At 58.8% G+C, this 24,794-nt stretch carries 22 protein-coding genes; 15 read left to right on the top strand and 7 right to left on the bottom strand.

Translation table 11 applies throughout. From position 1 onward, the window contains the following. Positions 1–5 precede the first annotated feature (5 nt). Together NHU87_RS09020 and NHU87_RS09015 are read right to left on the bottom strand one after the other, a co-directional pair. A complete protein-coding gene (locus NHU87_RS09020) occupies positions 6–890 on the bottom strand; it encodes a DMT family transporter (RefSeq protein ID WP_253547582.1) in 885 nt (294 codons plus the stop codon). A gap of 89 nt (positions 891–979) precedes the next feature. After that, positions 980–1,825 carry an SDR family oxidoreductase gene (locus NHU87_RS09015; protein WP_253547581.1) on the bottom strand — a complete coding sequence of 282 codons (846 nt, stop codon included), beginning with the start codon at positions 1,823–1,825 and terminating at the stop codon, positions 980–982. Positions 1,826–2,244: 419 nt separating this feature from the next. Here NHU87_RS09015 and NHU87_RS09010 point away from each other — a divergent pair, with 419 nt between their 5' ends. The 8 genes from NHU87_RS09010 (at position 2,245) to NHU87_RS08975 (ending at position 13,476) form a co-directional block, all read left to right on the top strand. Continuing rightward, a complete protein-coding gene (locus tag NHU87_RS09010) occupies positions 2,245–3,906 on the top strand; it encodes a DUF1302 domain-containing protein (RefSeq protein WP_253547578.1) in 1,662 nt (553 codons plus the stop codon). 29 nt (positions 3,907–3,935) lie between these two features. Further along, positions 3,936–5,297 (top strand): DUF1329 domain-containing protein, encoded by a 1,362-nt coding sequence (locus tag NHU87_RS09005; protein ID WP_253547576.1) that lies wholly within the window; start codon positions 3,936–3,938, stop codon positions 5,295–5,297. A gap of 95 nt (positions 5,298–5,392) precedes the next feature. Then, on the top strand, positions 5,393–6,523 hold the full coding sequence (locus NHU87_RS09000) for a YCF48-related protein (protein WP_253547574.1): 1,131 nt from the start codon (positions 5,393–5,395) through the stop codon (positions 6,521–6,523). Between the two features lie 35 nt (positions 6,524–6,558). Continuing rightward, positions 6,559–9,090 (top strand): efflux RND transporter permease subunit, encoded by a 2,532-nt coding sequence (locus NHU87_RS08995; RefSeq protein WP_253547573.1) that lies wholly within the window; start codon positions 6,559–6,561, stop codon positions 9,088–9,090. Positions 9,091–9,137: 47 nt separating this feature from the next. Beyond that, positions 9,138–10,109, top strand: coding sequence for a lactoylglutathione lyase (locus NHU87_RS08990; protein WP_253547571.1), 972 nt, complete (start codon positions 9,138–9,140; stop codon positions 10,107–10,109). Beyond that, on the top strand, positions 10,106–10,924 hold the full coding sequence (locus NHU87_RS08985) for an enoyl-CoA hydratase/isomerase family protein (protein WP_253547569.1): 819 nt from the start codon (positions 10,106–10,108) through the stop codon (positions 10,922–10,924). The genes NHU87_RS08990 and NHU87_RS08985 overlap by 4 nt, the downstream gene beginning before the upstream one ends. Before the next feature lie 30 nt (positions 10,925–10,954). Beyond that, on the top strand, positions 10,955–11,776 hold the full coding sequence (locus NHU87_RS08980; RefSeq protein ID WP_253547567.1) for an SDR family NAD(P)-dependent oxidoreductase: 822 nt from the start codon (positions 10,955–10,957) through the stop codon (positions 11,774–11,776). A 98-nt stretch (positions 11,777–11,874) separates the two neighbouring features. Further along, positions 11,875–13,476 carry a phytoene desaturase family protein gene (locus NHU87_RS08975; RefSeq protein ID WP_253547565.1) on the top strand — a complete coding sequence of 534 codons (1,602 nt, stop codon included), beginning with the start codon at positions 11,875–11,877 and terminating at the stop codon, positions 13,474–13,476. Positions 13,477–13,668: 192 nt separating this feature from the next. Here NHU87_RS08975 and NHU87_RS08970 read toward each other — a convergent pair whose 3' ends face one another. After that, positions 13,669–14,334, bottom strand: a complete 666-nt coding sequence (locus tag NHU87_RS08970; protein ID WP_253547563.1) for a TetR/AcrR family transcriptional regulator — start codon at positions 14,332–14,334, stop codon at positions 13,669–13,671. Positions 14,335–14,516: 182 nt separating this feature from the next. Here NHU87_RS08970 and NHU87_RS08965 point away from each other — a divergent pair, with 182 nt between their 5' ends. The 5 genes from NHU87_RS08965 to NHU87_RS08945 all read left to right on the top strand — a co-directional run bounded on the left by NHU87_RS08965 (position 14,517) and on the right by NHU87_RS08945 (position 19,474). After that, positions 14,517–15,794, top strand: a complete 1,278-nt coding sequence (locus NHU87_RS08965; protein ID WP_253547561.1) for a cytochrome P450 — start codon at positions 14,517–14,519, stop codon at positions 15,792–15,794. A 50-nt stretch (positions 15,795–15,844) separates the two neighbouring features. Next, positions 15,845–16,876, top strand: a complete 1,032-nt coding sequence (locus tag NHU87_RS08960) for a hypothetical protein (RefSeq protein WP_253547559.1) — start codon at positions 15,845–15,847, stop codon at positions 16,874–16,876. A gap of 88 nt (positions 16,877–16,964) precedes the next feature. Further along, positions 16,965–17,753 (top strand): SDR family NAD(P)-dependent oxidoreductase, encoded by a 789-nt coding sequence (locus NHU87_RS08955; protein WP_253547557.1) that lies wholly within the window; start codon positions 16,965–16,967, stop codon positions 17,751–17,753. A gap of 45 nt (positions 17,754–17,798) precedes the next feature. Further along, positions 17,799–19,100 carry an MFS transporter gene (locus tag NHU87_RS08950; RefSeq protein ID WP_253547555.1) on the top strand — a complete coding sequence of 434 codons (1,302 nt, stop codon included), beginning with the start codon at positions 17,799–17,801 and terminating at the stop codon, positions 19,098–19,100. 23 nt (positions 19,101–19,123) lie between these two features. Further along, entirely contained in the window at positions 19,124–19,474 is a 351-nt protein-coding gene (locus tag NHU87_RS08945) for a nuclear transport factor 2 family protein (RefSeq protein WP_253547553.1), read from the top strand. 55 nt (positions 19,475–19,529) lie between these two features. Here NHU87_RS08945 and NHU87_RS08940 read toward each other — a convergent pair whose 3' ends face one another. The 4 genes from NHU87_RS08940 to NHU87_RS08925 form a co-directional block, all read right to left on the bottom strand. Next, positions 19,530–20,363, bottom strand: coding sequence for an oxidoreductase (locus tag NHU87_RS08940; protein WP_253547551.1), 834 nt, complete (start codon positions 20,361–20,363; stop codon positions 19,530–19,532). An 83-nt stretch (positions 20,364–20,446) separates the two neighbouring features. Further along, on the bottom strand, positions 20,447–21,682 hold the full coding sequence (locus NHU87_RS08935; RefSeq protein ID WP_253547549.1) for an NAD(P)/FAD-dependent oxidoreductase: 1,236 nt from the start codon (positions 21,680–21,682) through the stop codon (positions 20,447–20,449). Between the two features lie 20 nt (positions 21,683–21,702). Continuing rightward, positions 21,703–22,023 (bottom strand): 2Fe-2S iron-sulfur cluster-binding protein, encoded by a 321-nt coding sequence (locus NHU87_RS08930; protein WP_253547547.1) that lies wholly within the window; start codon positions 22,021–22,023, stop codon positions 21,703–21,705. A 26-nt stretch (positions 22,024–22,049) separates the two neighbouring features. After that, complete coding sequence (locus NHU87_RS08925; RefSeq protein ID WP_253547545.1) at positions 22,050–23,312, bottom strand: MFS transporter; 1,263 nt, start codon at positions 23,310–23,312, stop codon at positions 22,050–22,052. 359 nt (positions 23,313–23,671) lie between these two features. Here NHU87_RS08925 and NHU87_RS08920 point away from each other — a divergent pair, with 359 nt between their 5' ends. Beyond that, positions 23,672–23,908, top strand: coding sequence for a ferredoxin (locus NHU87_RS08920; protein ID WP_253547543.1), 237 nt, complete (start codon positions 23,672–23,674; stop codon positions 23,906–23,908). Between the two features lie 53 nt (positions 23,909–23,961). Continuing rightward, the gene (locus NHU87_RS08915; RefSeq protein WP_253547541.1) at positions 23,962–24,720 is read left to right on the top strand and encodes an SDR family NAD(P)-dependent oxidoreductase; all 759 of its coding nucleotides are present in this window, start codon (positions 23,962–23,964) and stop codon (positions 24,718–24,720) included. Positions 24,721–24,794: the final 74 nt, after the last annotated feature.

The raw sequence follows: 24,794 nt of genomic DNA, 5'->3' as shown, positions 1-24,794 counted from the left end.
GTCACCTAGGTCGCGGCCCGGGTCATGACCCGCGCGGGTTTCCATTGCGCCAATCCAATCCCCAGCAAAATCAAACCACCACCCACCGCGTGGTACAGGTGCAATGTTTCGCCAAGTAGCACTATCGCCAATACCGCGGTAAACAGGGGCACCAGATTCATCAACACGGCGGTTTTTTCTGCGCCGAGGGTTTGCAGGCCGCGCATCCACAGGCCGGGTGCCAGCGCTGAGGCAAACAGACCAGCGAACAGCACCAGCGGGATATTACTGGCTGTCAGGGCTATCGATGGTGCCAGCATAAAAGGCGGCACCAACAGCAGGGTGCCGCAGATAATCTGTACATATAGGCTTTCCCAGGTCGGCAGGGGAATCTGCCAGCGCTTTACCAGCACGCAGTACAGCGCGTACGACAGCGACGCCAGCAACATCATCAGTTCACCTCGACCAACCCCGTGCTGCCAGAGCGAGGGCAAGTCGCCGGCTGCCAGCAACCAGGTCAGCCCCGCAAACGAAACCAGGGCGCCGACCAGCAATGTTGCGGTCGGTCGGGTATTGAGTACCGGAAAGGCCAAGAGCACGGTAAGCAGCGGCATGGTCGCCAGAATCAGGCCCATCGAGGTGGCGCTGACGGTGTGCGCCGCGAAATACGCCAGCGACTGATACAGCGACATGCCGAGCAAGCCCAGCAGGCACAGCTTGGGTAGATGAGGGCGAATCTGGCGACGCAAGCGCCATACCCTGGGCAACAACACCGGTGACAACACCAACAACGCGGTCAGCCAGCGATAGAAAGAAATCGCTGCAGGGTCGATTACCCCCACCGACAGGCGATTGACCACCGTACTGGCGGCCCAGATCAGCGTGGCAAGGACAGGTAGCAGCAGATTCATCAAGGATGCGCCAACGTTGAGGGTACGCTGAGCGCACCGGGACAAACGCCGCTTTCGCGGCTATCAGTGAATGCTCGGGTGTGCGCGGGTTATTCGCTGGCAGCGTTACGTGCCGCAACGGTCGCGGCAAAGTCGCGCTTGAGCGTCGGGAAGTAGGCAATTTGCCCACCCATGCCACCGGCAATGTCGATCGAGGCAGCGCTGATGAAGCTGGCATATTCACTGGCCAGAAACAGCGCCATGCCGGCCACGTCTTCAGGTTTGCCGTAACGCCCGAGCGGTACGACCTTCATCACCATGGCGTCGAACTCCTCGCGACTGACGCCCGGTCCCATTTCTTTGTAGTGGCGGTCCCACTGACCGGTATCGATCCAGCCCATGTTCAAGCTGTTGACCAGGATATTGTCCTTGGGCAGGGACATGCCCAACGAGCGGGAGAGGGCGATGCACGACGCGCGATTGATCACCGAGGGAATACCATCGGGAGTAGGGATCACGCCGGCCAGGGCGTTGATTTCGATGATCCGCCCCCAGCGCTGTTCACGCATGAACGGGACCACGGCCTGGACGAAACGGAAATGCCCCATCTGCAGGATGTTGGCATGTTCGAGGATGGCTTCCGGGGTCAGGGTATCGAGATTGCCGCCACGACCTTGACCTGCGTTGTTCACCAACACATCGACACCGCCCCAGGTGTGTGCAACTTCAGCCACGAAAGCTTTGACCCCCTCACTGTCGGTGACGTCGACAGCCCGGGCAATGACCGCTTGGGCGTGTTCCGCGAGCTGCGCGCCGACTTCGCTAACGGCTGCCTCGCTGCGGGCGCAAATCGCTACGCGTGCCCCTTCAGCCGCGAAAGCCCGGGCGATGGCCAGGCCGATGCCCCGGGAAGCGCCCGTGATGATCACGCGCTTGGCACTCAAATCGATGTTCATGGTGGCTCCTCTTGTTTTTTTTCTGCCGGTTCAATTGCCGTTTTTCCTGCCGAACGCCACGAATTCAGTGGGTTAGCCAGGGCTATTGAAAGCCCAAAGAAGAAAAGCGTCAAAGATTATTTGAACGTTTATGAATTTTGTGTGCAGTATTGATCCTGACGTCGCCTTTGGCTGAAACCGTACTCAAGGAATTGCGAATAAAATTCTGTATAGAGAACTGCAATCTTTATGTGGAATTTTTGATTCTGATCCGTTACGGTAACTTCAGCTGAGGAGGAAAGTGGTCCTGGAGCGTGCCAGGCCTCGTGAGCGGACTGTCCAGGCGGGACTTGCAAACGATCCTGTGGGATTTCGCAGATCGCTGGAAGGACTGTTTGAATGCACTTAACGACTGAAAATAAAAATAAAAGGTAGTGTGTATGAAAGAGAAGACCAAGCAGAGTCGGCGGGTGCTGACTCAAGGTGCGCTGACACTGTTGATGGTTGGCAATGCACAGGGTTTGATGGCGGCCTCGTTCGACATGTCGAACCCAGACTACCGCGTGCGTTGGGACAATACGGTCCGTTACAACCTCGGGATGCGGACCGACAGTCAAGACAGTCACATCATGAACACGACGAACTTCGACGAATCGGATGGGAAGTTCGATAAAGGCGATATTGTGACAAATCGCCTCGATCTGTTTAGTGAGTTCGATTTTTCCTACCTCAACGAATGGGGTGCCCGACTCAGTGCCGCCGCCTGGTTTGACCAGGCTTATCACGACGACACAGTGAGCAGTAACGTTCCCGGCTTCGCCACCAGCTATCACAACAACAAATACAGCAATGAAGTGGATCGCTATATGAACGGGCCTTCGGGCGAGATACTCGACGCGTTCGTCTGGCGCAACTTCAACATCGGCGACACGCCGGTCAACGTGAAAGTCGGCCGCCACACCAATTATTGGGGCGAGAGTCTGCTCTTCGGCGCTCATGCCGTGTCTTATTCCCAGGCCCCCAGCGATGGCGTAAAAGCCTCCACCAGCCCAGGTATCGAAACCAAGGAAGTGTTCCTGCCGGTCGGGCAATTGTCGGCCAAGGCGCAGGTCACGGACCATCTCTCCGTTGCCGCTCAGTACTTCTATGAATGGGAGCCTACGCGTATCCCCTTCGGTGGCACTTATTTCGGCGGCGCCGACCCTTTGTTCGAAGGCCCGGACCAATTGCCGGTGGCTGCCAACGGCGCGACGCTGCAGCGTCAGGATTCGCGCTTCGGGCGTGATGGCAAGAACTGGGGTGTGATGGGCAAACTCAACGTCGAAGAAATTGAATCGACCTTTGGCGCCTACTACCGTCAGTTCGACGACTACCAGCCTTGGTTGGCCCCGCAAGTCAAAGCCGCATTGGGTTCTTATCGGGTGGTTTACCCACGTGGCGTGAAGCTAGCGGGTCTGAGTTTCGCCCGGGTCTTCAATACTGTGGCGGTAGGTTCCGAGTTGTCCTATCGGATGAACGGCGCGTTGAACGCTACCGGTGTCAGTGCCCTGGATGATGAAGGTCCTCGTGGCGACACGATCCACTTTATCGCCAACGCTGTTTACGGCGTACCGCGCAACTTCATTTCGGATAACGCTACGCTGGTCGGTGAGTTCGCTTACAGCCACTTGCAGCGAGTGACCGAGCACGAAGAGTTGTACAAAGGCGTGGGCGAGAGCGGTTGCACCAATGCCAGAACCCCACGCATCGCCGGTTCCGGCGATGAGTCCGACGGTTGCTCGTCGAAAAACTACTACGCCGTCGCCGTCAACTACACCCCGCAGTACATTTCAATCTTCCCGTCCTGGGATATGGACGTTCCGCTGACAGTCAATTATGGCCTGCATGGTAATGCACCGACTGCCGGCGGCGGCAACGAAGGCGCGCTGTCGTACTCTGTCGGCGTCAAACTCACCTATGCCCAGCTGTATGAGTTCGGCCTGCGTTATGCCGATACCGATGCCCGTTCGAAAACCCTGGCCAATGGCACAGTCGCTGGCAACGGCAACGTTGGTGGCACCGACCGCGGCTGGCTGGCGTTTACCTTCAAGACCTCCTTCTGACAAATCCAATAAGAATCGGAGAACGTGTGATGAAACGACAACTTGCCTTATCCATTGCCCTGATGAGCATGGCGACCTACACCCTGGCGGCAGGCGGTGATGCCTCGGAACTGGGCAAAAGCCTCACCCCGTTCGGGGCGATCAAGGCGGGTAACGCCGAGGGCACCATTCCTGCCTATGACGGCGGCCTGACCAAGGCACCGGCCGGCTTCGTACCTGATAGCGGGTTCTGGATCGACCCGTTCAAGGATGAGAAACCACTGTTTCGCATTGATGCCAAAAACGTCGACAAGTACGGGGACAAGCTCAGTGAAGGGCAAAAGACCCTGATCAAGAAATACCCGACCTATTACATCGACGTCTATCCAAGCCACCGTACGACCGCCTATCCCCAGGCGGTACTCGACGCCACTGTTCGTAACGCCAGCGGCTGCAAGATCCAGAAGGACGGCCTGGCCGTTGATCCATCCTGCCGTGGCGGTCTGCCATTCCCGATTCCGAAGACCGGCAACGAAGTGATGTGGAACCAGCAGGTGCGTTACAAGATCGGCACCGGCTACTCGACCACGTCTTCTTCCAACAGCTGGGTAGTCGACGCAAACGGCTCGATCACCAAAACCGCCGAACAGGCGACCTTTGAGGAAACTCCTTACTACCAGGTGACTCAGCAGGATCGCGATCCACTGATGTATGCCCGGGTGTTCTCGCGCAATGACTATCCAGCGCGGCGCTCCGGTGAAGTGGTTGTACTGACTGACTTCCTCGATCCGCTGGCCAAGGCGCGTCGCTCCTTCAGCTATTCCCCGGGTCAGCGTCGGGTCAAACTGGCGCCGGAGTTCGCCTTCGATACACCGGTGGCCAGCCAGGGTGGTGTGACGCTGTTCGACGAGCTGCAAATGTTCTCCGGCAGTCAGGACCGGTTCGACTACAAACTGGTCGGCCGCAAAGAAATGTACATCCCTTACAACGCTTACAAATTCTACTTCGGCGTCAATAAGCAGGAAGATCAGTTCATGCCGCACCACGCCAACCCGGCGAACGAGCGCTGGGAACTGCATCGGGTGTGGGTCGTGGAGGCGACGTTGAAGCCGGGTATGCGTCACGTCTACAGCAAGCGCACCTATTACCTGGATGAAGATACCTTCGGCGTTGGCCTGTATGACGCCTGGGACAAGAGCGGCGCGTTGTATCGCTCGATCTTTCTCAGTGGTGTTCAGCTCTACGACAAGAACATTCCCTACAACGTGAAGAACGTCGTTTATGACTTCAACAAAGGCATGTACGCGCTGCTCAACGATGGTTTGAAGGGCGGCTACAAGTTCGTCGACAAACCACTTTCCGAGCGTGACATGAACCCTGAAGCCATTGTGGCCCGGGTGACTCAGCGCTGACGTGATTTCGCCTGTCCCGCCTGCCGGTTTGCGCATCAAGCCTGGTAGGCAGAACAGGTGGGTTTGCCACGCGGGATGGTTAAGGAATAAAAATAATGACTAGCCCTTGCCTTGCTTCTTTTCACCTCTCCACGTCGCGCCTGCTACTGGCTGTCGCATTGACCGTCGGCGCGAGTTCATGGGTGACGACGCCTGCCTATAGCGCAGTTGCGTCGTCCACCGATTCGCTGGACGTGCCGGCGCAGCGGGTGGACGAACGCCTGCCCGCACCTTTGCTGTCGGTCGCCAGGGCTGGCGAAGCGATGATCAGTGTCGGCCTGCATGGACTGATCCAGCGCTCCACCGATGAAGGCCGAACCTGGCAACAGGTCGACAGTCCGGTTTCAAGCGATCTGGTGCAAGTACGGTTTCGCGATGAGCGCAATGGCTGGATCGTCGGTCACGACGCTCTGGTAATGCACACCACCGATGGTGGTGACAGCTGGCAGGTGCAACTTGACGGGCGCCGCCTGTTGACGTTGCTCAACGCTTACTACGGCCCGCGGGCCGAAAAGGGCGATGAATCCGCAGCCCTGGTGCTCAAGGAAGTTGCAATGGCCGCCAGTACCTCGGCGACGCCGGACGTGTTGGCCGCACCGTTTCTGGATGTGATGTTCAATGAACACGGCAGCGGATTTGCCGTGGGTGCCTTTGGCATGTTGTTACACAGCACTGATAACGGCCAGAACTGGGAGCCATGGATCGAGCGCAGTGACAACGATCGGCGCATGCACCTGTATGGCCTGGCGGAGCATGCCGGCACTTTTTATATCGGTGGTGAACAGGGCCTGTTGCTGCGTCTTGACGGTCAGCAACAACGTTTCGTGAAAATCGATACGCCCTACACCGGCACCTACTTCGGCGTCCGCGCCTTTGATCATCTGCTACTGGCCTACGGACTGCGCGGCAATCTGTTTGCCAGCCGTGATGACGGCCAGCAGTGGCAGCCTGTGGAAACCCATCTCAATAGCAGCCTGGTCAGCATCGTCGAGCAGGGCAACGCCTTGATCGTCGTGAGCCAGGGTGGGCAGCTGGTCAGTGTTGACCGGCAGAGTTTGCAGGTCAGCCCGCTGGCAGATGCGCGGGTAGGCGAGGTGTATGCAGCCAGTGCCACCAAACAGGCTGGAAGCCTGGTTGTCACGCGCTTCAGCGGTGCCAAGGTCATCGATATCGCCCAGGCCAACTAACGCCGTCGGCACGATTCCCCTACGAGAAAGAAAAAATGGTCGAGCAAAAATTCAACAGCGGGATGCCAGTGATTGCCAACCTGGAGGACTTTGACAAGAACTCCGGTGGCTGGTTTGAACGGGTGATTTTCCGTCATCGCATGGTCGTCGTCGTTGCCTGCTTGCTCGCCACCGTGGTGTTGGGCTTCTTTGCTACACAGCTTCAGGTGAACGCCAGCTTCGAGAAAATGATTCCCAGCTCCAGCCCGTACATCAAGAATTACCTGGCCTATAAAAACCAGCTACCGGGCCTGGGTAACAGCATTCGCGTGGTGGTGGAAAACAAGACCGGTGACATCTACGACGCCGACTACTTGCTGGCGCTGCAGAAGGTCAACGACACCTTGTATCTGATCCCCGGTATCGACCGCTCCTGGATGAAGTCGCTGTGGATGCCCATCGTTCGCTGGAAAGAAGTGACGGAGGAGGGCATTGATGGCGGTGCGGTGATGCCATCGGATTACGACGGCAGCGATAAGTCGATAAAGGCGCTGCGCCGCAACGTTATGCGCGCCGGCATTATCGGTAATCTGGTGGCTAACGACGGCCGGTCGAGCATGATTGTCGCGCCACTGCTCGATACCAATCCGCAGACCGGAAAACCACTGGACTACGGTGATTTTTCCAAGCAACTGGAAGCACAGATTCGCTCGCTGGAAAGTGACAAGGTGGGCATCCACATTGTCGGTTTCAGCAAGCTGGTCGGTGACCTGATCGACGGTCTGTATTCGGTGATGCTGTTCTTTGGCGCCTCCGTGGTTATCGCAGGCCTGTTCGTCTATTTCTATACCCGTTGCTTGCGTAGCACTCTGTTGCTGGTGAGTGTGGCGGTGGCGGGTGTGGTGTGGCTGTTGGGTTTGATGCAAATCCTCGGCTACGAGCTGGACCCTTACTCGATTCTGGTGCCGTTCCTGATTTTTGCCATCGGGATTTCCCATGGCACGCAGAAGATGAACGGCATCCTCCAGGATATTGGCCGTGGCACCCATAAGTATGTGGCCGCGCGATATACCTTCCGCCGTTTGTTCCTCACGGGCCTGACCGCGCTACTGACCAATATCGTCGGTTTTGCCGTGCTGGTGATTATTGATATTCCAGTGATCCGCGACCTGGCCCTGACCACCAGCATCGGTGTCGCCGTGCTGATTTTCACCAAGCTGCTGCTGATTCCGGTGGCACTGTCGTATCTCGGTGTCAGTAAAAAAGCCGCGCGTATCGCCATCGCCAAAGACCAGGCCGACGAAGCCAACCGAGGTTTGCTTGGGCATATCTGGCGTGGTCTCGACCGCTTCACCGAACGGCCGGCGGCCACAGCGGTCATTGCCTTGTCGCTGTTGGTGACCCTGCTGGGCAGCGTGGTGATGATGCATCTCAAGGTGGGCGATCTGGACCCCGGTGCACCCGAGTTGCGTGCGGATTCGCGCTATAACCGCGACAACGCCTACATCACCAGTCACTACGGACTTTCCAGTGACCAGTTCGTAGTCATCATGAAGACCAATGAAGACAGCTGCCGTCTGTACCAATCGCTGCAGAGCATGGACAAACTGGCCTGGCGCCTGCGCCAGACGCCAGGCGTACAAACGACCCAGTCGCTGGCCGAAACCGTGCGGATGATCAGCTCCGGCATGGCTGAAGGCAGCCCGAAATGGTTGAGCATCAGCCGTGACCAGGCGATCACCAACTCGGCGGTGGATGCGGCGATGATTTCCGCTCCGGGAATCACTAACCAGCAGTGCTCGGTCACCCCATTGATTGCCTATTTGGCAGATCACAAGGCGGACACCCTGAGCCGGGTATTGAAGGTTTCCGAAGAATTTGCCAAGGAAAACAACACCGCCGCCGACGCTGAACAGCCCGTGGAATTCCTGTTGGCCGCGGGTAATGCCGGCATCGAGGCCGCCACTAACATCGAGGTGGAGAAGGGCATCATCACGATGTACCTGGCGGTGTATGGCGCCACGGCCTTGCTGTGCCTTCTGACCTTCCGCAGTTGGCGCGCAACTCTGGTTGCACTGATTCCTCTGCTGATGACCACGATCATCTGCAAGGCGCTGATGGTCTGGTTGGGCATCGGCCTGAAAGTGGCCACCTTGCCGGTCATCGCCGTGGGTGTCGGTGTCGGTGTGGATTACGCGTTGTATCTGCTGAGCGTGCAACTGGCGGTACAGGAACGTGGTGGCAGCCTGGCCGTCGCCTATCGCCGCTCGCTGGACTTCACCGGCCGTGTCGTCGCACTGGTGGGCCTGACCATGGCCGCGGGGGTGATTACCTGGGCCTGGTCGCCGATCAAGTTCCAGGCGGACATGGGCATTCTGCTGACCTTCATGTTCCTGTGGAACATGCTCGGTGCGCTGGTGTTGATCCCGGCCCTGTCGCATTACCTGCTCAATCCCAAGGGTAATTCCAAGGCCGGAGTGACCCTCGACCTTGAAGACGCCCGCGCGCAGCAGGAACCGCGTAAACCCGCGGCCGGCGCACCTACACACTCATTGACTGAGCTCGCCTTACCCCGGCGTGCCCGCTGACTAATAGCCGGGCTCAGGCCCTGGCTGGCAATTGCAAGGAGATAAAGATGTTCGAGTTATTGATGAGTGCCGACATGATGGTTCCAGACCCGGACGGCATGACGGAAATGTTGGTCGACAAGCTCGGGATCTACAAACACGAGCGCTGGCGTCAGGCGTTCGATAATCACCCGTACATTGCGCATTTTCTGCGGGTACACAAATCCCTGGCGGTGTCGCCAACGCGCATCGAACCGCAGTGGCACCTGGATCGCCCTAACCCTGGCGACCCGTTGTTCCATGATTTTCTGGAAAGTCTGAAAGATTTCCAGGGGCATCACCGGCCGATGATCACTCACTCCATCGTGCTGGCTCTGCACGGGGACAAGTTTGACGCGCTGGTGGACAAATTGATGCGTCGTCGCTTGCCGTTCCGCATGGCGCAGCGCACCCCGGAAATGCCGTTCGATCGCCTATGGCTGGGTGCTACCCCCGAGCAACCGTATTACCAACCCACTGTGGATGGCGGCCTGTGCATTGAAATCATGCCGACCGAGCCGTTGCAGATGCCGCCGGAAACCTACCAGTTGCCACCAATGCAACCGCGCGATCTCAAGCCCGGCGACATGGTGCGCGTCACCGCCCGTGGCTTCCTGGTACGCGACCTCGATGAAACCCTGCGCAAGGTATCGACCAACCTCGACTGGGAACCGAGCGGCCCGGTAGAGACGATCGGTAGCGAAGGTTACCGCCGTGCGCGTATGGGGTTCACCGTGCCCAACAGCGCCACCCTCGATGTACTCGAGGCTACCTACTGGAACACCGACGCCGGCCATTACGTCAATAACTGGGGCCCGGGTCCGTACTACATCCGCATCGGTGTCAACGACCTGGCCGCCAAGGCCGAGGACTTGCGTGCCCGCGGTACCCGGTTCCAGTGGATCGAATCCTCGGAGGCTGTGGGCGGCCGTGCGTTGATCAAGATCGATCCACAAGAACTCAATGGCCAGGTCTTCGAGTTCGAGGAGTGCCCCGCATGAGCACAGCGCAGAACCAGCAGCCTCCCGTGCTGATCAACGATGCCGTGCGCCTGGAGCGTGATGCCATGGTGGGCTGGGTGGTACTGACCCGACCCCGGCAGATCAATGCCATCAACGACGACATTCGCCAGGGCGTTCCACAGGCACTGGCGCTGTTGCAGCAAGACCCTGAGATTCGCGTGATCGTGATTCGCGGGGAAGGCGAGCGGGGCTTTTGTGCGGGCGCCGATATCAAGGAACGTCGTGGTCCGGAGTCGAGTCTGCAAGTGCGCCAGCGCATGGAAAAGGTGCGCTGGATCGAAGCGCTGGATGGCATCAGCAAACCGATTATCGCCGCCATCCATGGCTACTGCATGGGCGGTGGGCTGGAGCTGGTACTGGCGTGTGACATCCGTTTCGCCGCGCCCGATGCTGTGTTCGCCCTGCCGGAAACCGGCCTGGGCCTGATTCCCGGTGGCGGCGGCACGCAACGACTTTCCCGAGTGGTGGCGCCGGGTCAGGCATTGGACATGTTGCTCACCGGTGACCGGGTGGGCGCCGAACAAGCGCAGCGCATTGGCCTGGTCAGCCGCTTGGCCAGTGACAACGCCAGCCTGCTGGACGAAGTACGGGCCTTTGCTCAGCGCATCGCCAGCAAACCACCCACCGCGTCGGCGTTTGTCAAACAAGCGGCCCGCGCGGCGCTGGACATGGACCTTAAGCGTGGCCTGGACCTGGAGCTTGATCTGTTCGCCTTGCTGGCCCCGACCAAGGATGCCCGCGAAGCGGCCCAGGCTTTCAGCGAGCGGCGCGAACCGCGTTTTACCGGCGAGTAAAGCGCCACCCAAAACAATAAGGAACAGGACATGAGCACAGGAAAACTGGCAGGGCGAGTAGCCATTATTACCGGCTCCGGTGGCGGCCTGGGCGCTGAGTGCGCCCGGGTATTGGCGTCGCATGGTGCAAGTATTGCGGTGGTCGATATCAATTTCGAGGGGGCCACGGCCGTTGCCGAGTCTCTGCTTGCCGCGGGGCATCAGGCCTTGGCGATCGCCACGGATGTGTCCTCGGAAGACGACGTTCGGGCGATGGTCGCCCAGGTGAAAGAGCGTTTTGGCCGTATCGACATACTGCACAACAACGCGGCGATTCTGAATGCAGAGCAACGTCAGCTGGACCGCGACTTCGTCAACCTCGACATGCAGGCCTGGGACCGCGCCATCGCCGTCAACCTGCGTGGCGCGGTGCTGTGCACCAAGCATGTGATTCCAGTCATGCTGGAGAACGGCAAGGGCTCGATTATCTTCGCCACCTCGGGTCTGGGCATGCAGGGCGATATGTCCCTGACTGGCTACGCCACCTCCAAAGCGGGACTGATGATGCTGCCGCGCATGGTGGCCTCGCAGTACGGCAAGCAAGGCATTCGCGGCAACGCCGTGCAGATCGGTCTGGCGCCCTCGGAGCACGCAATGCCTGAACCCGTGCTCGACATTCTGCGCGACAACCACTGCACTGCCGAGCTGGGCACACCTCGGCAGATCGCCGATGTAGTGGCGTTCCTGGCCAGTGATGAATCCTCCTTTGTAACCGGCACCACTCTGGTCGCCGACGGTGGTTTCAGCAGCCACACCCCCTCCCTGGTGGCGATGCGCGCGCTCTTTGCGCAGATGGGCCGCACCGGCATGTAATGCTTGCCGCGGCGCACCCTGCGCGGTGCGCCGAGGCTGATCTTCGCCGCCACAGCCGCCGCGTGCCGCCGTGGTTGAACTTCGACTGGAAGCATGTGATGAACCAGAACCAAATTGTGAGAAACACTGATTTCGATGTAATCGTGGTCGGTGGTGGCACCAATGGCTTGTCAGCAGCCTGCTACTTGGGCATGGAAGGCAAAAAAGTGCTGGTACTGGAGGCGTTGGATAAGGTCGGCGGGATGGCATCGTCTGGCTACCTGATACCCGAAGCGCCGCAGCATCTGGTACACCCCTGTGCCCTGGACATGATGTCAATGCGAGTGCATTCCCATGTGCCGGCGGAACTGGGGCTTGATCGACACGGTTTCAAATCGATTGAGCTCGCGCCGGGGTACGTGTACTTGCACCCGGATGGCCAATCGCTGATTTTCTGGCGTGATCGCGAGAAAACTGCTGCGGAGATTCGCCGCTTCAGCAGCAAGGATGCCGACGCGTTTCTTGAGTTCATGAAGGTCATTGACATGTTCCTCGATATCGCGCTGCCGATGATGCGTGTCGATCCGGCCAAGATGAACCTGGGCGTGAAGCTGAAAATGCTCGGCACCGCGATCAAACACAAAGCCTTGAAGCCCGAATTGATGGCGCTGATGACGGGCTCCGCGTTGCAGGCGGCGCGTGAGCGCTTCGAGCATCCAGTGACCATTTCCGCGATGTGCGCACTCACCGGCCTGGCGGGTGATATCAGCGCCGATGGCGGTGGCATCTATTACGCCTTGCTCGGTTTCCTCCATCGTTTTGGCGTGGGTCGAGTGATGGGCGGTATGCAGCAGTTGAGCAATGCCATGCAGGCTCGCCTGGAAGAACTGGGCGGCCAGGTGCTGGTGTCGGCCAGCGTCAGTGAAATCGTTGCCAAGGATGGGCTGATCAAAGGCGTGAAACTGGCCGATGGCCGCCAGTTTACGGCCCGCGCAGTCATCGCGGGTTGCCACCCCAAACCAGCGCTGGACATGGTCACCCGCAGCGAGATCCCTCAACACCTGCTCACCCGCATCGCCATGGCACCCGCCAACGGCAAGGGCTCGGGGCCACTGAAGGTGGATGTTGCCTTGCGTGGGCAGATTTCCCTGCCACGTTTTGCTGCAATTCGCGGCGACGGTGTGGATCTGCGCAAAACCGTGATGTTGATCGGCACCGAAGAGGCCGTATTGGAAAACTTCGCCGCCTGCGCCCGTGGCGAGGTGCCGAAGTTGCCCTATATTACCGTGGCCGCACCGAGCGCCGCCGACCCTTCACAAGCGCCAGCCGGCCAGGATGTGTTGTACATCTATCCACCAGTGATGCCGGTGAACCCCAACGAAGGTTGGGACGCGTTGCGTGAGCGGGTGGCCGACCAGGCACAAGAACAGCTGTATGACTACATCGAAGGGATTGAGGGGCAGGTGATTGGCCGACGAATCGAGGCCGCCCCGGATTTTACCGAACGCTTGAACACCGTGAATGGTTGCGTGGTGCATATCGACACCACCTCGATGCGCTCAAGCACTATGCGCCCGGCGTACGGTTTGGGAGGCGATACCTTGCCAGTGGCGGGATTGTATTTGGGCAGTGCCGGCATTCATCCGGGCGGTGGAGTCAATGGCATGGCCGGCCGGTTGGCGGCCAAGCGGGTGAGCAAGTATTTGCGAAAGGCTGACTGAATCGGGTAAACACCAATGCCATGCCCTACAGAAATCCAATTGTGGGAGCGGGCTTGCTCGCGAATGCGGACTGGCATTCAGCATTGATGTCGACTGACACAACGCCTTCGCGAGCAAGCCCGCTCCCACAGGGTAATCTGCGTCAGCTCAGAGTACGCGAACGACCGCGCATTTAGAAAACGCCGACAGCAATTAAACGCTGTCGGCGTTTTTTTCTGCCCCCAGCGAAATACTCGCAAGGACAAAGTCCGCCGAGTACTGACGCCAGGTGGCCATGCCTTGCGCCGAGTCCGTGTCCAGCCCGGCGAGTGCCGACATTGAATAGCGGTTGGTGAACCAGCCAGTGGTTACCAGGGATGCGCTGGCCAGTAGCAGGCGCGGGTTGATGTCCGCGCGGAAATCACCACTGGCGGCGCCGCGCACCAGAATCGCGTCGAGCTTGGCAATCAGCTTCGGTGCCATTTCCAGAAAATGGTTACGCGGAGTTTCGTGGGTGTCGTGGTAGCGAATGCCCTCCAGCGCCAGGCTGCCGAGGAAGGGGTCTAAACGGTATTGGTCGAAGAAATGGTTGAGCACGGCGCGCATCGCCACCGGCGGTGAAAGCTCTTCGACCTTGAGGTTGACCAGCTCGGACATGATGTTGTCCGAAGATTCATCCAGTACCGCTACAAACAGGCCTTCCTTGGAGTTGTAGTAGTGATAGACCAGTTGCTTGGTGACGCCGGCATCCCGGGCAATTTCTTCCACGCGCGCACCGGCCAGGCCTTTTTTAGCGAACTCCACGCGCGCAGCAGCGAGCAGGCGATTCATCGTATTGCGTTTGCCCTGTTCGCCACCTTCTGCTGCCTTTACCGCCACCTCGTACTCCTCATGCCTGTATGGGTCAGGCTATTCATACCTTGAAGCATTTTCCAGTGTGCCTTCGTTTGACCCCGAGTCAAACGAAGCGGGCCGCCGATGCGGATACAAGCGCATACCATAGGTTGGCAGCCGGGCAATCTTGGTGTGCAAGATGAATAAAAACAAGACAGGAGAGCTTGATGAGCAACGAAAACGCAGCACTGGACCTGGCAACCGCCTATTCCGCCGTATCGGAAATGTACCGCGGCACTGACCTGGATATTCACGCGGTGTGCCGCGAGCAACGGTTGAAATCGCCCATCTATGAAGGCGACTTCATCACCCAGTTCGGCGTTCCGACCAATGCCGGAACCCAGCAGGGCACTCGCCCGACCTTCGCCTTGTTCAAATACCAGGACGTGATGACTGTTCTGCGCGACGGTGCGACCTACACCAGTGGATTTATCGCCGAAGGTCTGGGCGCGTTTTTCGATGGCTTGATCATTCTTGCCATGGACGGTGACGAGCACCGCAAGGTGCGTGCCTTGCTGCAACCGGCGTTTATGCCGGAGACCGTGAACAAGTGGCGCCCGCAGATCGATCAAGTCATTCGCGAAGAGTACATCCGGCCGATGTTGCCGGCGAAGAAGGCCGACTTGATGAAGTTCGGTCTTGAGCTGCCGATTCGCATCATGTACGCCTTGATGGGCTTCCCGTCGGACGAGCCCTCCAAGTACAAGCAGTACGCCGCCTGGGCCTTGGCCATTGTCGGCGGCAACCAGATTGATCCGAGCAAAATGGTTGAAGCGCGCCGTCAGGCCGGCATCGCCGTCAAAGGGCTGTACGACGCGCTGGCCGAGGTCGTGGTGCAACGTCGTGCCGAGGGTAGCCAGGGCGATGATGTGGTCGGGCGTTTGCTGCGCGCGGAGTACGAAGGACGCACGCTGGATGACCACGAGGTGATCACCTTCACCCGCTCGTTGTTGCCAGCCGCCGGCGAAACCACCACGCGCATGTTTGGCTCGGTAATGACCTTGTTGCTCACCACGCCCGGCTTGCTGGAACGCGTCAAGGCCGACCGCTCGCTGATAGGCAAGCTGATGGACGAAACCACCCGCTTTGAACCGGTGGCCACCTTCAAGGTGCGCGAAACCGCCAAAGAAGTGGAATTTCACGGCGTGAAAATCCCCAAGGGTTCGTTCGTCCAGTGCATGGTGGTGTCCGCCAACCGCGACGAAGATGCTTTTGAAAACCCCGATGTATTCGACATTGATCGCAAGCCAAAACCCTCCTTTGGTTTCGGCTTTGGCCCGCACATGTGCATCGGTCAATTCGTTGCCAAGGTGGAAATCAGCTGCGCGGTTAACGCGATCCTCGATCTGTTCCCCAACTTGCGCCTCGACCCGAGCGAGCCTGTTCCGCAGATCGGCGGAGCGCAGCTGCGCGGCGTGTCCAAGCTCCCGGTGATCTGGGACTGAGCCACGCTTAAAACCCGTCTCCAGGCCTCAAAAAAACAACAGAGGGCATTATGAGAACGTTTAAAACCATTCCAGAACGCGGTGATTTCGGCTTTCAACAACTGGTTGGGCCGCACAAGGTCACTGGCGCTTCGATGTCTTCCGAACGCGGCTTCTTTGGCCTGCACCTGAGCAAGAGTTCCCCGTTCGGGTCAGTACGCGATGAGCAAGGCAATATCTATTCCTTCGTACGGTCGCTGATGGCGCCCAATGGCACACCGAACCCGACCAAGTTCTTCTACCTGAACAACCACGTCGACAACGTCAACTTGCGCATGGACCACGAAAAAATGGCCCGGCAGGCACTGACGCCGCTGCCTGTGCACAGCCTGGAAGGCGATGTCGCACGTTGGGCTAGCCAACCGGGTGAACCCGGCAACGCTTGGGAGATCACCGCCAGCAGCGAACGTCTTACCTGGAAAGAAGAAGGCCTGTTTCACCTCGAAGGCCGTCTGCTCGGTCCGGGACTACAGTGGTACTTGCCGGGCGTGGAATGGGGCACTTTCTACGTTTCGCAGTTGTGGGATATCGCCGGTGTCTGCGAGGGGCGTCCTGTCAAAGGCGCCATGGCGCTGGACCAGTTTTACATGGCTGAAGGCGGCGCTATCCACTTCAAGAAAGACCTGGTGGTGAACAACAACAAGCATGTGATCTGGTGGTCCTTTGTCACCGTTTACAAAGACGGCACCTGGGACACCGGTTCTTTCATGGTCGGTCACGACCACTTGGGCTACGCCATTTTCAACAATGAAAAAGGCGAGGTGCGGGTCACCACCGATATCGAAGGACAAACCGAGCACAAGGACGGCAGCTACTTCCTGAAGTCCGCCAAAATCGTACTAGAAGGCAAGGAAGAGTGGGAGTTCCTGCCCGACGAGAAGGGCGAAATGATCGACTTCGTCGGCGGCTTCCCGATCACGGCGCAGCAGGAAGGGCGCTGGCGTCGGGTGGGCGATACCCGTGAGCCTTCGCACTGGCTGGGCTGGGGCGAATCGGACCGACGTAACGGCTCGGCCCGTAACGTTCCAGGCAAGGGCCTGTAAGTCAGCCGGGTGCGCCGGGTTGCGATCAGTTGCCCGGCGCACGCGCTGCATCAAAAGCCTCTTCCAATAACAACAATGAGGAATCACGATGAAGTTCCGCGACAAAGTCGTGCTGGTCACCGGTGCCGGTCGAGGCATGGGACGCGCCATTGCCCTGGCCTATGCCCGTGAGGGCGCCAAGGTGGTGGTATCGGCACGCACCGCTAGATACGGCGAAGAAACGATCGGGCAAATTAAAGCCCTGGGCGGTGATGCCTGCCTGGTCGGTGGCGACATCGCCGACCGCGAGGCGATCAAGTCGATGGTGCAAGGTGGCGTAGAGCGCTTTGGTGGCCTGGATATCGTGGTGCATTGCGCCGCCGATACGAGTCACGGGTTGATCGCCGAAATGGCCGATGACACCTTCGATCACATCGTTCGCAGCAATATTCAGTCGTTGTTCTGGCTGGCCAAGGACAGTGCTCCTTACCTGTCCAAAGCGGCCGATAAAGGCCGGCTGATTTTCATTTCGTCCGGCGAAGCCAACCGCAAATACACGCCGAGATTGATTGCCTATGGCTCCAGCAAAGCCTTTATGAATGCCTTCGCCCGCGGCCTGGCGGTGGAATTCGGTGCCATGAATATTCTGGTCAACGTCGTCGAGCCTGGACTGATCGGCACTGACCACATGCTCGAAACCCTGGGCAATGAACTGCCGCATAAACTCGCCGCTCATTTCCCGGTGGGGCGTTTGGGCGAGTCCGCCGACATTGCCAATGCCGTAATGTTTCTGACCTCCAATGAGGCCTCCTACATCACCGGCACCTCGCTGCTGGTAGATGGCGGCGCCACCATGATCGCGCTGCCCAAAGTCGAAGAAATCCTCAAGGGCCATTAATCATGTCGCGCGTCCGCGATGGCGGGCCGCGCCGGGAGTCAGGTCATGACAACTGAGACACGTAACAGCAGCACCACGGCCCACGGTGGCAATGATTTCTCTGAGTTCAAACGTGGTTGGCGCGTAGTCCTGCTGGGTTTGTTTGGCATCTGCACCAGCATTAGCGCTGCGCTGCTTTATGCCTTCGGCACCTTGGTGATTCCGCTGGAGCAGGCGTTCGGCTGGAGTCGTGGCGACTTGCAGGCATCGATCACCTTTCTGTTCGCCGGCGTGGCGATCTCCACGCAGTGGGTCGGCTGGCTCTACCGTCGTTACGGTCTGCGTCGAGTGGCGATTGTTTCGATTGTGCTGCAGATCGTCGGTTACTTGGCCATTACCCGGATTCAGGGCTCGATTGGCTGGTTGTACCTGGCGTTTTTCAGCATGCCGATCGTCTGTGCCGGAACCATTGCGATTACCTGGACGCAACTGGTCAACCTTTGGTTCGAGCGTAATCGTGGTCTGGCGCTGGCCGTGATTCTGTGTGGCACCGGGTTGATGGCGATGATTCTGCCGCCGCTATTGTCGCGGCTGATTGCCGCCTATGGCTGGCAAGCCGGGTTCATTGCATTGGGGGCGATGCCGTTGCTGTTTACGCTGCCTTTGTCATTGATGTGGTTGCGCATGCCGGCACAGCTCGCCAGTCCCGATGCCACGACCCGCAAAGAGCTTGCGGAACTGACCGGCATGTCCTTCAGACAAGCATTGCGCTCAGGGATGTACTGGGGCTTCAACGTCGCGTTGATATTGTCGGTGTCGTTGACCGTCGGCATGGTCACCAACATGGTGCCGATGCTGCAAAGCAAGGGCTTGAGCGCCCAGCAGGCCAGTCAGATTTTCAGCAGCTTTGGTATTTCCATCATCGGCGGGCGTTTGTTGGTGGGCTACCTGCTGGACCGTTATTCACCTTCGTTGGTGGCTGCGGTGAGCCTGGCGCTACCCGCACTGGGTTGTGCAATCTTCCTCTTGGGCGGGGCGCAGAACACGCCGTTGCTGGTGCTTGCCACCCTGTGCATCGGCGCCAGTGCCGGGGCCGAATTCGATTTGGCGGCGTTCCTGATGGCGCGCTATTTCGGCCTGAAAGATTACGCGCGAATCTTTGGTCTGCACTTGTGCCTTATTACCATCGTTTCCGGGCTGGTGCCCATGCTGTTCGGTCATCTTTATGACGTGTACGGCAGTTATTCGGCGGTGCTGGTGTGCTGTTTCTGCTGCGCCATCATCGGCCCGACCATTCTGTTGTGGTTGAAGATGGAGCCGGCATTTCTGGCCCGTCAGCAAAACCTGCAGCAACGGCAACATGCCTGACCCCACCCGAGGATGAACCTGATATGAGCATGGACAAACAAGCAATCGAGCACTTCCTGCACGGCCAGATCGACTGCTGGAACAGAGGCGACAAAGAGGGCTTCTTTGCCCATTACCGCAGTGTCTCGGCCAATGGCTTGAGTATCGAATACGTAGGTAAGCTCCAGCACGATGCCTGGCAAGTGCTGGAAGGCATGTGGGCGCAGCAGCAATCGAAGATTCGCGTCGAGGTACGGCAGTGCATCGTCAATGGTAATGAAGCGGCGTGCCATCACCTGAATGCCTTTCGCGAGCAGGAAGGTGGCATCGAGACGATCGAGTTGTACCGATTCGAAGAAGGGAAGTTGTTTGTGCGTTACTTCATCAACCAGTAATCGTTGAACACCCTGGCGCGCGCAGCCTTGTCAAAAAGGCTGTGCGCACCAGCGGCTATACGCCATCGGTGGAGCAGGACAGTTGCCGCCACTGCTCGATTTCCGCGAGCATCTTGTTGAGCTTGTCGCTGACTTGTTGATAAGCGTCGGAGCCTGCCAGATAACGCAGCGGTGGGTGCTCACTGTTGGCCAGGTGTACCAGCGCGTCGCCCAGTTTTGCCGGGTTGCCGGTTTGCTGGTGGTTGTAGGCGGTCGAAGCGCCTTTGACCTTGGCGGTGAATGCCGCGTAATCCTCTAGCCCACGGGTACCGAAAACAGCGGAGCTGGGGTCGAGAAAGTCGGTACGGAAAACGCCGGGTTCCACCAGCGTGATCTTGATACCGAACTGCGCTACCTCCAGGGCCAGGGATTCGGAAAAACCTTCCACGGCAAATTTCGACGCGCAATACAGCGCCGCACCGCCCATCCCCACCACGCCGCCCATCGAGGACAGGTTAAATACCTGGCCGCTACGTTGCTGACGCATGACGGGTAATACGGCGCGGCAGACGTTGAACACACCAAACACATTGGTCGCGAACTGCTTGTCGGCGTCGCTGGCGAAATTGTCTTCAAAGGGCGCCAGTTGTCCATAACCGGCGTTGTTGACCAGCACATCGATTCGGCCAAAACGCGCGACGGCAGTCTCTACGGCGGCAAGTGCCTGGGCTTCATCGGTCACATCCAGGGCCACTGCCAGCACGCGCTCGCCGTACTCGGCGAAGACGTTTTCCAGCGGTTCGATACGCCTGCCGCTGACCACCACACGGTCACCCTCGGCCAACGCGGCCTTGGCAATGGCGGCACCAAGACCTCGGGCCGCACCGGTAATAAACCAGACTTTGTTCATTGCATCGCTCCAGTCGTTGTGCAAAAAAAGCCGCGTCAGCTCTGAGGCGGGCGCGGCTGCGGGTTTACAGGTCTGTGCGGTGCTCAGTCGCGATTGGCCGCTTCCCAGGCCTTCAGGTCGAAACCGTCAGCGGCGGCTTCGACTGCCGTCAGCTTGGGCGCGCGGGCGAGAATCTTGCGCGCGGCCATGTGATCGCCCATGCGATTGCAGGACTCTACGGCCACCAAGCGGTCATGGCGGAAACACAGCACAGAGACTTGTTTGTCTTCGACGGAACCAAGGACAACGGTGCTGTCATAGCCATTGGAGAGCCCGGCAATCTGCAACTTCAAGTCACCTTGATCGGTCCAGAACCAGGGCAGGGCGCTGTAAGGCGCCGGCTTGCCCATCAATCGCGCGGCCACTGCGCGGGCCTGGTCAATGGCGTTCTGCACCGACTCGAGGCGGGTATGCTGTTCATCGTTTTGCAGGCAGGGGAAACTGGCGACGTCGCCCAATGCGGAAATTTGCGGGTCAGAGGTCAGCAGACTGGCGTCTACCTTGATGCCGTTCTCGATGTCCAGACCCGCTTCAGTCGCCAGTTGCGCATTAGGGATCACACCGATACCAAATACCACCAGGTCAGCGGGCAGAGCACGTCCGTCACCGGTTTGCACCGCGCACACCTTGCCGTTGTCGCCATCGATGCGGCTCAAGCCCTGGCGGAAGTCAAAATGCACGCCCCAGGCTTCATGGGCCTGGCGAAACAACTCGGACATCTCCCGCGACACGGCACGGGCCATGGGGCGCTCGCCCAGCTCCAGTACGTGCACGTTAGCCCCCAAAGCAGCGGCCACCGCCGCGAACTCGAGGCCGATAAACCCGGCACCGATCACCACCACGTTGCGCGCTGCTTTAGCGAGCGGCGCCAGGGCATCGGCATCGGCTTTGGTTTTGATACCGAACACTTGCGGCAACTCTGCGCCGGGAACCGGCAGTGGTCGGTTGTGTGCACCGGTGGCCAGCACCAGATGGTCGTAACTGACAGCAGCACCCGAGGCCAAAATCACGCGTCGGTTCAGGCGGTCAATTGCGCTCGCCTGGTCATGTAGCAGTTCAATGCGCTGGGTGGTGTAAAAATCCGCAGGGCGAAACAGCAGATTGGTCGCCTGGATCTTGCCGAGCAGATAGGCCTTGGACAACGGCGGTCGCTGGTAGGGCAGGCCCGGCTCATCACCGATCAGGGTAATGCGCCCGTCATAGCCTTCCTGACGCAGGGAGGCAGCGACCTGAAAGCCGGCCTGGCCAGCACCGACGATAACGACTGAGGCGAGGGTCATGAGAGCTCCTTCAAGCGCATTCAGAATTGCGACGACGGCAGGTGCAGAACCATGCCGTCCATCTCTTGGCTGATGATCAACTGACAGCTCAAGCGGCTGTTGTCACGGCGTTCGAAGGCGTATTCGAGCATGTCGTTTTCCATGCCTTCCGGCGCTTGCACTTTGCTCAACCAGGCCTCGTCCACGTAGGTATGGCAAGTGGCGCAACTGCATGCGCCACCGCAGTCGGCAGGAATGCCTGGCACCGAGGCGAAGGTAGCGGCTTGCATCACCGATTGACCGATGTCGCCTTTGACCTGATGGGTGGTGCCGTTGTGTTCGATAAACGTCAATGTGGGCATGTTCTGCTCCGGTTCTTGTTGGGGGCTCAGGATTGGCTGGGAAATGGTTGCGCATTGAAGCGCGGAACTCGCCCCAGGGTCAGTAACAACAGGGGGCCGATCAGGCAGCAGGCGGCGCTGTACACCAGCATCGCGGTGTACGTACCGGTGCGTGCCAGCATGTACGCGAAAAGCAGTGGCGCCAGCGCCGAGGCCACGGTATTCAACCCCTGATGGACGCCAAACAGACGACCGTATTCGCGCAAGCCGAAGTAGCGGGCGATCAGGAAAGCGGCAATATCGAATTCTGCCCCGGCGCCAAAACCGACTAGCACTGCAGCCAGCATCAGAGGCGCAAATTCTGTGGTGGGGCTCAGGTAGATGAAACAACCAACGGCGGGCAGCACCAGGCTGAGCGCGGACACCGCCGGTGGCCACAGGCGATCGAGCAGGTAGCCGATCAACAGGCGGCCGAAGATCAGCGAGATGCCGAAACCACTGAAAATGGTGGCGGCCTCTGCAGCGGACAAGCCTCTGGCTTGCAGCATGGGGACGGTGCTGGTGACCATGCCGACAATCGAAGAAATCACCAGACTGAGTGCCAGGTTGCAGGTCCAGAATTTCAGCGAGCCCATGCCTTCACGAAACCCCATGCCGGGCAATCGCTCCAGCGCACTGCCGTCGTCACGGTTACCCGCCGTAGCGGGCAACTTGAACCACAGCAGAATCAGTGGCAGCAGAACCAACAGATTGAGCAGTGCGAGAATTACGAAGGCCGCGCGCCAATCCCATTGTTCAATGCCCCACGCCATCAGGCGGGGAATGGTGGCGGCGGTGACGCCAGTACCGGACAGACCAATGGCCAGCGCCAGGCCACGATTGCGGTCGAACCAGAGGCTTAACAGCTGCGTCCAGGTCACCGCCAGTGCGCCCATGCCGACGATAGGCAGCAACGCAAAAGCGATGTACATCGACCATATCGATTGGGTCAGTTGCGTTGTGGCCAGGTAGCCGAGTGACAACAACAGCAGGGAAATGACCGTGACCCGCTTCATGCCATAGCGCAGGTTGAACCAACCCACCAGTTGCAGTGACACCACGGCGCCGCCAAACAGAAAGGTGATGCAGGCCTGCAGCTCGCTTTTGCTCCAGCCAAAGGCATCGCCGAGCGGCACGACCAATGTACCGAAGCCATAGAGCAGGGCGGCGTTGATGCTGATGGCAACACCGGCGACGGACAAAATGAGAATTTTCCAGCTCTGTCGGAATTCGCGCAGATCGATTGCCGTTTCGTTTTTAGACGGGTGCATAGGGTTGGCTTCCTTATAGGTTTTGTTGAGCCAAACACTGCTACAGGTGGAGATGTGGACCACCATCAGCAGATTCTTTGAACAGAATCTGGTTTTTCATTCAGAATAAAATCAGAAATTCCGCTTTGTCCAGCACAGCTATCTGACTCATAGACAAACGAATTTCATGCGTGGAGCTCACCTTCGGATCAATCTGGATCTGGCCGTGTTTACATCTCGCTGTTTTTAGCCATTTGGATCCCAGAGCAGTGTTTTGCTACAGCGGATGAGTATCAGCATATCCGCGCTAAAAATTAATTGCACATAAAATAAATAAGTGTTCATAATTTGCTGAGGCTGAACCTGATAAGGAGAAAAAAATGAGTTCAGAAAAAGCGCAATTCAAAGCCGTGGCCGACCGTAGCCGCTGCTGTGGTTATGGTTTGTGTGCCGCGATTTGCCCCAGCCTGTACAAGCTTGATGCTGATGGCCTGGTGTACTTCGACGACGCCCGTGTACCGCCGGAATTGGAGGAGGAGGCCCGTGAAGGTGCCGCCGCCTGTCCCGCGGAGGCCATCTGGCTCGAGCCCATCACCTCGGAAGACGAAGGCGTTTGATGGCCTGAGCATCTGCCGCAACGTGATAACCACAGAGGTGAGGGGATGTGCTAATGGGACGTTTACAAAACAAAGTCGCGCTGATCACCGGTACCGGCGGTGGCCAGGGTCGGGCAGCAGCACTGCGCTTTGCCCGCGAAGGAGCGATTGTGGTCGGTTGCGACTTTGTCGCCGAAGGCCACGAGGAGACTGCAGCCTTGATGCGGGCCGAGGGTTTTACCCTGTATGGCTCGGCACCTGTGGACCTGGGTGATCATGAACAGGCAAAAGCCTGGATCGATGCCGCCGTCGCCGAGCATGGGCGCATCGATATCCTCTACAACAATGCTTCCGCCGCCCGTTTCGGGCTGGTCAGCGAGCTGTCGATCGAAGATTGGCAGTACACCATGCGCAATGAAATCGACCTGCTGTTCTATACCACCAAGTATGCCTGGCACCACCTGGCCGAGCAGCGCGGGGTGATCATCAACGTATCGTCCACCGCAGCCTGGGGCGGCTCAAAAGTCGCCGGCATTAGCGCCCACTCGGCAGCCAAGGGGGCAGTGGTGTCGTTCACTCGCCAGCTGGCTGTGGAAGGTGCCCCGTTCGGCATCCGTGCGGTCAGCTTGAGCCCGGGATTTGTCGCCACACCGGGTACCCGGCCGTTTCTGGAAGACCCCAAAATTCGCGCCATGCTGCTGGACGGCGTATTGATGGACCGTCCCGGGGAGCCTGAGGAAGTGGTGGCCATGGCGGTTTTTGTCGCCTCGGATGAGGCTTCATTCATCACCGGTTCAGACTTCGTCATCGACGGCGGATTACTGGCGATCTAGCACACGCGGCGTCAGGACAGGTGGCAAGTCAGGTGCTACGGGCACCCTCTCATCTCGAACAATAACAAGGTGAA

This window comes from Pseudomonas mandelii (assembly GCF_024138395.1).
Taxonomy (GTDB): Bacteria; Pseudomonadota; Gammaproteobacteria; order Pseudomonadales; family Pseudomonadaceae; genus Aquipseudomonas; species Aquipseudomonas mandelii_E.
The sequence above is the reverse complement of the archived record's forward strand: the minus strand, read 5'-3'. Positions and strand labels throughout refer to the sequence as shown.

What these genes read in the sequence shown, in the direction of transcription:
- NHU87_RS09020 (WP_253547582.1), bottom strand. Translation starts at nt 890, where the DNA reads ATGAATCTGCTGCTACCTGTCCTTGCCACGCTGATCTGGGCCGCCAGT.
- NHU87_RS09015 (WP_253547581.1), bottom strand. Translation starts at nt 1,825, where the DNA reads ATGAACATCGATTTGAGTGCCAAGCGCGTGATCATCACGGGCGCTTCC.
- NHU87_RS09010 (WP_253547578.1), top strand. Translation starts at nt 2,245, where the DNA reads ATGAAAGAGAAGACCAAGCAGAGTCGGCGGGTGCTGACTCAAGGTGCG.
- NHU87_RS09005 (WP_253547576.1), top strand. Translation starts at nt 3,936, where the DNA reads ATGAAACGACAACTTGCCTTATCCATTGCCCTGATGAGCATGGCGACC.
- NHU87_RS09000 (WP_253547574.1), top strand. Translation starts at nt 5,393, where the DNA reads ATGACTAGCCCTTGCCTTGCTTCTTTTCACCTCTCCACGTCGCGCCTG.
- NHU87_RS08995 (WP_253547573.1), top strand. Translation starts at nt 6,559, where the DNA reads ATGGTCGAGCAAAAATTCAACAGCGGGATGCCAGTGATTGCCAACCTG.
- NHU87_RS08990 (WP_253547571.1), top strand. Translation starts at nt 9,138, where the DNA reads ATGTTCGAGTTATTGATGAGTGCCGACATGATGGTTCCAGACCCGGAC.
- NHU87_RS08985 (WP_253547569.1), top strand. Translation starts at nt 10,106, where the DNA reads ATGAGCACAGCGCAGAACCAGCAGCCTCCCGTGCTGATCAACGATGCC.
- NHU87_RS08980 (WP_253547567.1), top strand. Translation starts at nt 10,955, where the DNA reads ATGAGCACAGGAAAACTGGCAGGGCGAGTAGCCATTATTACCGGCTCC.
- NHU87_RS08975 (WP_253547565.1), top strand. Translation starts at nt 11,875, where the DNA reads ATGAACCAGAACCAAATTGTGAGAAACACTGATTTCGATGTAATCGTG.
- NHU87_RS08965 (WP_253547561.1), top strand. Translation starts at nt 14,517, where the DNA reads ATGAGCAACGAAAACGCAGCACTGGACCTGGCAACCGCCTATTCCGCC.
- NHU87_RS08960 (WP_253547559.1), top strand. Translation starts at nt 15,845, where the DNA reads ATGAGAACGTTTAAAACCATTCCAGAACGCGGTGATTTCGGCTTTCAA.
- NHU87_RS08955 (WP_253547557.1), top strand. Translation starts at nt 16,965, where the DNA reads ATGAAGTTCCGCGACAAAGTCGTGCTGGTCACCGGTGCCGGTCGAGGC.
- NHU87_RS08950 (WP_253547555.1), top strand. Translation starts at nt 17,799, where the DNA reads ATGACAACTGAGACACGTAACAGCAGCACCACGGCCCACGGTGGCAAT.
- NHU87_RS08945 (WP_253547553.1), top strand. Translation starts at nt 19,124, where the DNA reads ATGAGCATGGACAAACAAGCAATCGAGCACTTCCTGCACGGCCAGATC.
- NHU87_RS08940 (WP_253547551.1), bottom strand. Translation starts at nt 20,363, where the DNA reads ATGAACAAAGTCTGGTTTATTACCGGTGCGGCCCGAGGTCTTGGTGCC.
- NHU87_RS08935 (WP_253547549.1), bottom strand. Translation starts at nt 21,682, where the DNA reads ATGACCCTCGCCTCAGTCGTTATCGTCGGTGCTGGCCAGGCCGGCTTT.
- NHU87_RS08930 (WP_253547547.1), bottom strand. Translation starts at nt 22,023, where the DNA reads ATGCCCACATTGACGTTTATCGAACACAACGGCACCACCCATCAGGTC.
- NHU87_RS08925 (WP_253547545.1), bottom strand. Translation starts at nt 23,312, where the DNA reads ATGCACCCGTCTAAAAACGAAACGGCAATCGATCTGCGCGAATTCCGA.
- NHU87_RS08920 (WP_253547543.1), top strand. Translation starts at nt 23,672, where the DNA reads ATGAGTTCAGAAAAAGCGCAATTCAAAGCCGTGGCCGACCGTAGCCGC.
- NHU87_RS08915 (WP_253547541.1), top strand. Translation starts at nt 23,962, where the DNA reads ATGGGACGTTTACAAAACAAAGTCGCGCTGATCACCGGTACCGGCGGT.